This window comes from Methylolobus aquaticus, from assembly GCF_054172105.1.
The window spans coordinates 123014-129767 of record NZ_JBSYXP010000015.1 but is presented as its reverse complement, the minus strand read 5'-3'; the positions used below and the strand labels follow the sequence as shown (position 1 = coordinate 129767).

Sequence of the window (6754 nt, the reverse complement as noted above, 5' to 3'; positions counted from 1 at the left end):
TGGCCGTGGTAGCCCCGGGCCAGCAAGGGTCCGCCGATGAACAACTCGCCGGCCAGGCCCGGCGGCAGCGGGTTCAGATCGCCGTCCAGTACCCACGCCGTGCGGGGTCCCAGCGGCCGGCCGATCGGGGCGTAGGCGCTGGCGCAAGGCAGGTCGGCATCGGCCAGCCAGGCCAGCGGGGTGATGACGGTTTCGGTCGGGCCGTAGCCGTTGATCAGGCAGTCGGGCTGCAGCTGGGTGCGCAGCGCCGCGACGCTGGCACGGGCCACGGCTTCGCCGCCGACGCACAGGCGGCGCAGCCGCCGCGTCTCGCCGCGTGCGGCCAGCGTGTCGGCCAGGTGTAGTGCATGGGTCGTCGGCGGGTAGAGCACGCTGAGCCGGTGGGCATCGAGGGCGGCCAGGGTGTCTTCACCGGTCCAGCCGGGATCGCCCAGCACCAGCTTGGCGCCGCTGATCAAGGGCACGGTCCATTGCTCGACCGCCGCATCGAAGCTGAACGCGGCAAAGTGCAGCGCGCCATCCCCCGGCCTCAGACCATAGGCCGCGGCCGCCGCCTGCACATGCCGGCTCAGGGCCCCGTGGCTCACCGCCACCCCTTTCGGCACCCCCGTCGAACCCGAGGTGTGGATCACGTACGCCAGATGCTCCGGGTGAGAGACCGAGGGGGGCGGGCCAGCGTCGTACTCGGCTCCCGCGTCCGTCGCCCCGTCCACCGGCTCGGTTCCGGGTCGGGCGTCCATCCGACCACGACCACTCTCGATCGGCCCGGAACCGGGGGGGGCGGGTCGGGTAGCCGGGACCGTCAGCGGGAGGGACTCCGCTGCCGAGCCGACAGGGACGTCTTCACGGCGTGTCCCGGCGCCCGTCCCGCCCCCCCGGTGTGCGGTGTCGTCGTCCGTTAGCGTGGCCAGATCCAGCCAGTGGCAGCCGGAGTCGGACGCCAGCGGCGGCAAGGCCACCGACGTCAGTCCCAGTCCCACCCCGGCCCGTGTCAGCAACTCCGCCACCCGCGCCGCCGGCGCCGCCGGATCGATCGGCACGAAAGCCCCACCGGCCTTCCACACCGCTAGCAGCGCGACGATCAACTCCACCGAGCGCTCCAGCCGCACCGCCACCAGCACCTCGGGGCCCACCCCGGCCGCCCGCAGCCGCCACGCCAGACGATTCGACACCGCCTCAAGGGCGCCGTAACTCAGGCACTCCTCGCCCGCAACCACCGCCACCGCGTCCGGCTGACCCGCCGCCCAGCGGGCGATCTGTTCCGAGACCGAGGACGTACCCTCCCCGACGCCCTCCCACGCCCCGCGGTTCCACTCCGTCAGCGCGCTCCACTCCGCGTCAACCAACAGGTCCACCATGCCCAGCCGTTGCGCAGGAGCGGACACCAGCGCATCCAGCAGCGCGACGTACTGTCCCGCCAGCCGCGCCACGGTCGCCGCCGCCAACCGCGCCACGGCGTAGGTGAAGAAACCGCTGAGTCCGCCCGCCCCGTCGTCCTCGGTGTCGAGACTGAGGTCGAATTGCGCCGCACCGCTGTCCCGCACCACCGGTTCGACCCGCAGTCCGGTCGTGCTCTCCAGCGGGCGCACGTCCCGCACCTGGTGGTTGTACATGACCTGGAACAACGGATTGCGCTCCAGACTCCGCTCCGGCTGCAGCGCTTCCACCAACTGCTCGAATGGCAGGTCGGGATGGGCCTGCGCGCCGACGGCCGTCTCCCGCACCCGCATTAGCAGGTCGGCGAACGTCAGGCCGCCGTGTACCGCGGTGCGGAATACCACCGTGTTGACGAAGTAGCCGAAGACCGACTCGGTCTCCGCCCGGTGCCGGTTCGCCAGCGGGACGCCGACTCGGATGTCGCTCACTCCGCTGTTCCGGTACAGCAGCGCCTTGAAGGCGGCCAGCAACACCACGAAGGGCGTGACGCCGGCGGCCCGGGCCCGCGCGTGGACCCCGACGCTCAGCGCCGCCGGTAAGGCAAACGCGACCCGCCCGCCGGCGTCGCTCTCCGCCGCCACGACCGGCAGCAGCGACGGCGCCGGTTCATCGCCCAGTTGCGCCCGCCAGTAGTCCAGTTGCCGTGCGCCCTCCCCGGCCTCCAGCCACGCGCGCTGCCACACCGCATAGTCGACGTAGCGCACCGGCACCGGCGGCCATGTCACGGCCCGCCCCGCGGTCTGCGCCGCATACACCACCGCGAACTCGCCCAATAGCCGCTGCAGCGACCACCCGTCCCCGATCAGGTGGTGCAGCGTCAGCCACAGCTCATGGACCTCGGTCCCCAGCCGCACCCAGGTCACCCGCCACAACGGCCCCGCGGCCAGATCAAACGGCGCCCGCGCGTCCGCCGCGCTCAGCGCCTGCCGCTGCGCCTCATCCCAGGCCGCGCCGCCACCGACCGGCGACAAGTCCAGTTCCCGCCACGCCACCGCAGCGCTGACGGCAATCCGCTGGAACGGCTGGCCGTCCGCCGCGTCGAACGTCGTCCGCAACTGCTCATGCCGCTCGCACAACAGCTCGAAACTCCGTCGCACCGCAGCCGCATCCACCGCTCCCCGCAGCCGCACCCCGCCCGCCATGTGATACGCCGCCGAGTCCGGCTGCAACGACCACAGCACGTAGAGGCTTTGCTGACCGGTGCTGAGCGGCAAGTGGTCCATCGCGTCGGTGCGCACCATCGGCAGCGGAGTCCCGACGGCACCCATCCGGTCGAGATCGGCCGCCAAGTCGCGCAGGTTGCCGGCTTCGAACAACCAGGACGGCTCGACCGTAACACCCAACTTCGCGGCCAGCCGGCTGCAGACCTGGATCGCGGAGATCGACTGCCCACCCAGCGCAAAGAAATTGTCGCTCGCGGCAACCCGGCTCAGACCCAGTACCTCGCGCCATGTCGCCGCGACCAGGCGTTCTGTCGGGCTCGCGGGTTCGTCAACTTCGCCCGCTGCAATGCCGCCCGGCGCGGCCTCATACCGTGCGAAGCGCTCCAGGGAATCGTTGCGCCAAGCGCGGGCGCAGGCCGAACGCTGCAATTTTCCGCTGGTCGTCTTCGGCAGCGCGCCCGGTTGCAGCAACAGAATGCCGGCGACCGGTTCGTGGAACCGCGTCGCCACGGCCCGGCCGATGGCGTCGAACAACACCTCGGGCGGCGTGCGCTTCTGCACGTTCCGGCTGACTTCGGCGGCAATACCAATGCCCTCGGTGCCGCCGCGTTCGATCGGAAACGCGGCGACACGACCCCGGCGGATCAGCTCGACCTCCTGTTCGATGGCGAGCTCGATGTCCTGTGGATAGATGTTTTGGCCACAGATCACGATCAGATCCTTGATCCGGCCGGTAACGAACAGCCGGCCGGCATCCAGCAATCCGAGGTCTCCGGTTCGCAGCCAGGTTCTCCCCGCTCTCTGGACGAAGGTCTCGACGGTGGCGTCGGGCTTTCCCCAGTAGCCCCGGGCGATGCTGGGTCCGGCGATCTGGATTTCCCCGGCCTCGCCTTCCGCTACCGGCAGGCCAGTCGATCCGTCGATGATCGCGACCGCATGGTCCGGCTGAGCAAAACCGCAGTCAATGAGAAACTTCGGGTCCACGGCGGCAGGGTCGCTTTCGGTATCGCAGGCGCGGGCGATGACGCCCTCCCCCGGGGTTCCTCCGGTGACCAGGAGCGTGGCCTCCGCCAGTCCATAGCAGGGATATAGGGCCCGCGGGTTCAGTCGCTGCGCGCGAAAGCGCTCCGCGAAGGTCTGCATCGTTTCGTGACGGATGGGCTCCGCGCCACAGAACGCCACGCGCCAAGCCGAAAGGTCGAGGCCATCCGCCATCGCGTCCGTAATCCGGTCGACGCACAGACGAAACGCGAAGTCGGGCCCCCCGCTCACGCTACCGCCGAAACGCGCCACGGCCTCCAGCCAGCGCACGGGGCGTTCGAGGAAGTGCCGCGGCGACATCAGGGTCAGAGCGATACCGCTGAACAAGGGTTGCAGCAAGCCCCCAACCAGCCCCATATCGTGGTAGAGCGGCAGCCAGCTGACGAACGCGTCCTCTTCGCCAATGCCGAAACTCTGCTGAATCGCGGCTTCGTTGGCGATCAGGTTGTCATGGCCCACGACCACCCCTTTCGGGATGGAAGTCGAACCAGACGTGTACTGAAGGAACGCGATGGCATCCGCTGCGAGCCGTGGCATCCGCCACGCCGTGCCCGCGCTGGCATCGCCCAGCGCATCCACGGCAACAATCTCGGCACCCACGGCGATCATCGCCGGCGACAGGGCGATGGCGACCGCGTCGACGAGGGCGCTGTGAGTCAGGATCAACCGGGGCGCGGCATCCTCGATGATGGCCCGCAGCCGCTCGTGGAACTGCGACCGCGACGACTCGGGTGGGTGGGCCGGCACGGCGATGACGCCGGCGTAGAGACAGCCCAGGAAGGCGGTGACATAGTCCATGCCGGTCGGCAGAGCAAGCAGAACCCGGTCGCCGACTTCAAGCCGCGACTGCAGTTCGGCCGCCAGCGTAACCACCGCCTGGTCGAGCGCCGCATAGGACAGCGACGACTCCACGGACGCGCCATCGGCGAGCACACGCAGCGCGAGCCGTTCCGGATGAAGGTCGGCGCGCTGCCGCAGCAGTTCCACGATGTTTCTCGCCTGGCGTGCGTGCACGGTCGGTCTCTTTTCGCTGACTGGGTGGTGGGTCTGAGACTCGAAGTTGAATCGGGTGTCAGTTTGCTTCACGGCAGGGTTCGGCCATCGCGACGACGATGCGCCGCGGACCCTTGAACGGAGCGCGGGCATGGGCCGTCAACATGTTGTCCAGCATCAGGACATCCCCGGCGACCCACGGAAACTTGACTTGCTCCTCGCGCAGCACCGCGCGGATTTCGTCCAGCACCGTCTCCTCGATCGGCGAACCGTCGCCGTAATAGGCATTCCGAGGCAGTTCGTCCTCGTCGACGACGGCCAGTAAGGATTCACGAATCTCCGGCGCAAGATTGGACGTATGGAACAGATGAGCCTGGTTGAACCAGACCCGATCGCCGGTACGGGGGTGACGCGCAACGCCCTGGCAGACCTGGCGGGTCCGCAAGTCGCCGTCCTCGCGCCACTCGCACACGATGGCGTGCGAGTGGCAGAAAGCCTCGACACGCGCCCGGTCGGTGGTGTTGAACACCTGGGTCCAGGGCACATCGAGACCGTTGCCGTAATTGCGCACGTACATGACGCCCCGCTCCGCGAAACGCGACCGTATCGCCGGATCGATCCGGCGATAGATCGCCCGGCTGTCGGCGATCGGCGTCTCCCCGCCTTGCTCCGGCGCAATCGCGCAATAGAACCAGATCTTCATCGGCCATTCGCGGGTGTACGCCTGTTCGTTGTGCAGCGGAATGGATTGATGCGGCGGGTATTCCGTCGACGTATACACACCCCCGCCCAGTTCGGTGCGCGGCGTGGAACCGAACTCGTAGTTCAGCAACGGATGCCCGAAGCCGGCAGCAAACCCGCGGAAGCCCTCGATACCATCGACCTCGAAACCACGGAACAGCAGACCGCCGCGATGGGGCAGATGCTCGTCGATCAGCCGCTGCAGCAGCGGGAAAGTGGCCTGCAGCGACACCGAGGGCGCATCCGCCCGAATCAGCAGCGGCAGACCGCTATCGGTGAACGGGAGCACCGTGAACGGGTCGGCAGTACTCATAGGCGGGCCACGGTATCGCTCTGACCCGCGCGCGATTCCTCTGACCGCTGCCGCGCCAGAGATTGATCGGCGTAACGCACAATCAAACCCAGCAGCTCGGCCTCGGCGTCGTGCAGGAAAAAATGCCCGCCATCGAACCAGTCGATCGTGCACGGACCCGAGGTCTCGGACGACCATGCCGCGAGACGATCGCGCGTCGTTTCATCGTCTCGCCCGCCAAACACATGCAAGGGACAAGCTAGGGGCAGACGCGGCACAGGGCGATAGCTGGCGCAGACCCGATAGTCGGCCCGCAGCACCGGCAGCGTCATGGCCATCCATTCCGCATTCGCGAGGATTTCGGCCGAGGTGCCGCCCAAGTCCGACAGTTCCGCGATCAGCTCGGCGTCGGAGCGCTCGGCCGCGTAACGGTCGGAATCGCGCAACGTCGGGGCACTGCAGCCGGATGCGAACAAGGCGACGGGGATCGGCGTCTTGCCTGCGCGAAGCGCGTGCGCCACCTCGAAGGCCAACAGTGCCCCGAGGCTATGACCGAACAGCGCATACGGCCCAGCGATCTCCCGGCGCAGCGAGCCGGCCAGATCGTCGACGACCGACCCGATGTCGCGGCACAGGGCTTCTCCCCAGCGCCGTCCCCGGCCCGGCAGCTCGACGGGGACGATCCGGACATCCTGCGACACACGACGCTGCCAGCGACTGTAGCCCAGGGCGCTCGCACCGGCGTGCGGGAAACAGAACAGCTGCAGGCGATGCGGGCTGGGCTGCATCAGCCTGCCTGGTCGTCCATGGCCTTGCGCAGGCTCAACGGACGCATGTCGGTCCACACCTGCTCGATGTAAGCCAGACATTCCCGTTTCTTGCCGCTAACACCCACGGCTGTCCAACCATTTGGAATCTCGCGGTAATCCGGCCATATGGAGTATTGCTCCTCGTGGTTGACCACTACATTGAAAATCGCGTCTTCGTCGTCGAATATCATCGCTTGTCAAAGTTTGTCGCAGTTCAAAACCCAGGTACGGCCGCCCGGCATTGCAGCCGGTAGCCGGTCCTGCCGTCAGCATTCTCC

Annotated in this window: 4 protein-coding genes; all 4 read right to left on the bottom strand. The window is 68.2% G+C overall.

All coding sequences use genetic code 11. The features are described from left to right. A partial coding sequence (locus ACW73L_RS18045; RefSeq protein ID WP_498923970.1) for an AMP-binding protein occupies positions 1–4655 on the bottom strand: 4655 nt, incomplete at its 3' end. Positions 4656–4713: 58 nt separating this feature from the next. Beyond that, a complete protein-coding gene (locus ACW73L_RS18040) occupies positions 4714–5688 on the bottom strand; it encodes a TauD/TfdA family dioxygenase (protein ID WP_498923969.1) in 975 nt (324 codons plus the stop codon). Then, positions 5685–6455, bottom strand: coding sequence for a thioesterase II family protein (locus tag ACW73L_RS18035; RefSeq protein WP_498923968.1), 771 nt, complete (start codon positions 6453–6455; stop codon positions 5685–5687). The genes ACW73L_RS18040 and ACW73L_RS18035 overlap by 4 nt, the downstream gene beginning before the upstream one ends. Continuing rightward, a complete protein-coding gene (locus ACW73L_RS18030) occupies positions 6455–6667 on the bottom strand; it encodes an MbtH family protein (RefSeq protein WP_498923967.1) in 213 nt (70 codons plus the stop codon). Before ACW73L_RS18030 ends, ACW73L_RS18035 begins: the two co-directional genes overlap by 1 nt. Positions 6668–6754: the final 87 nt, after the last annotated feature.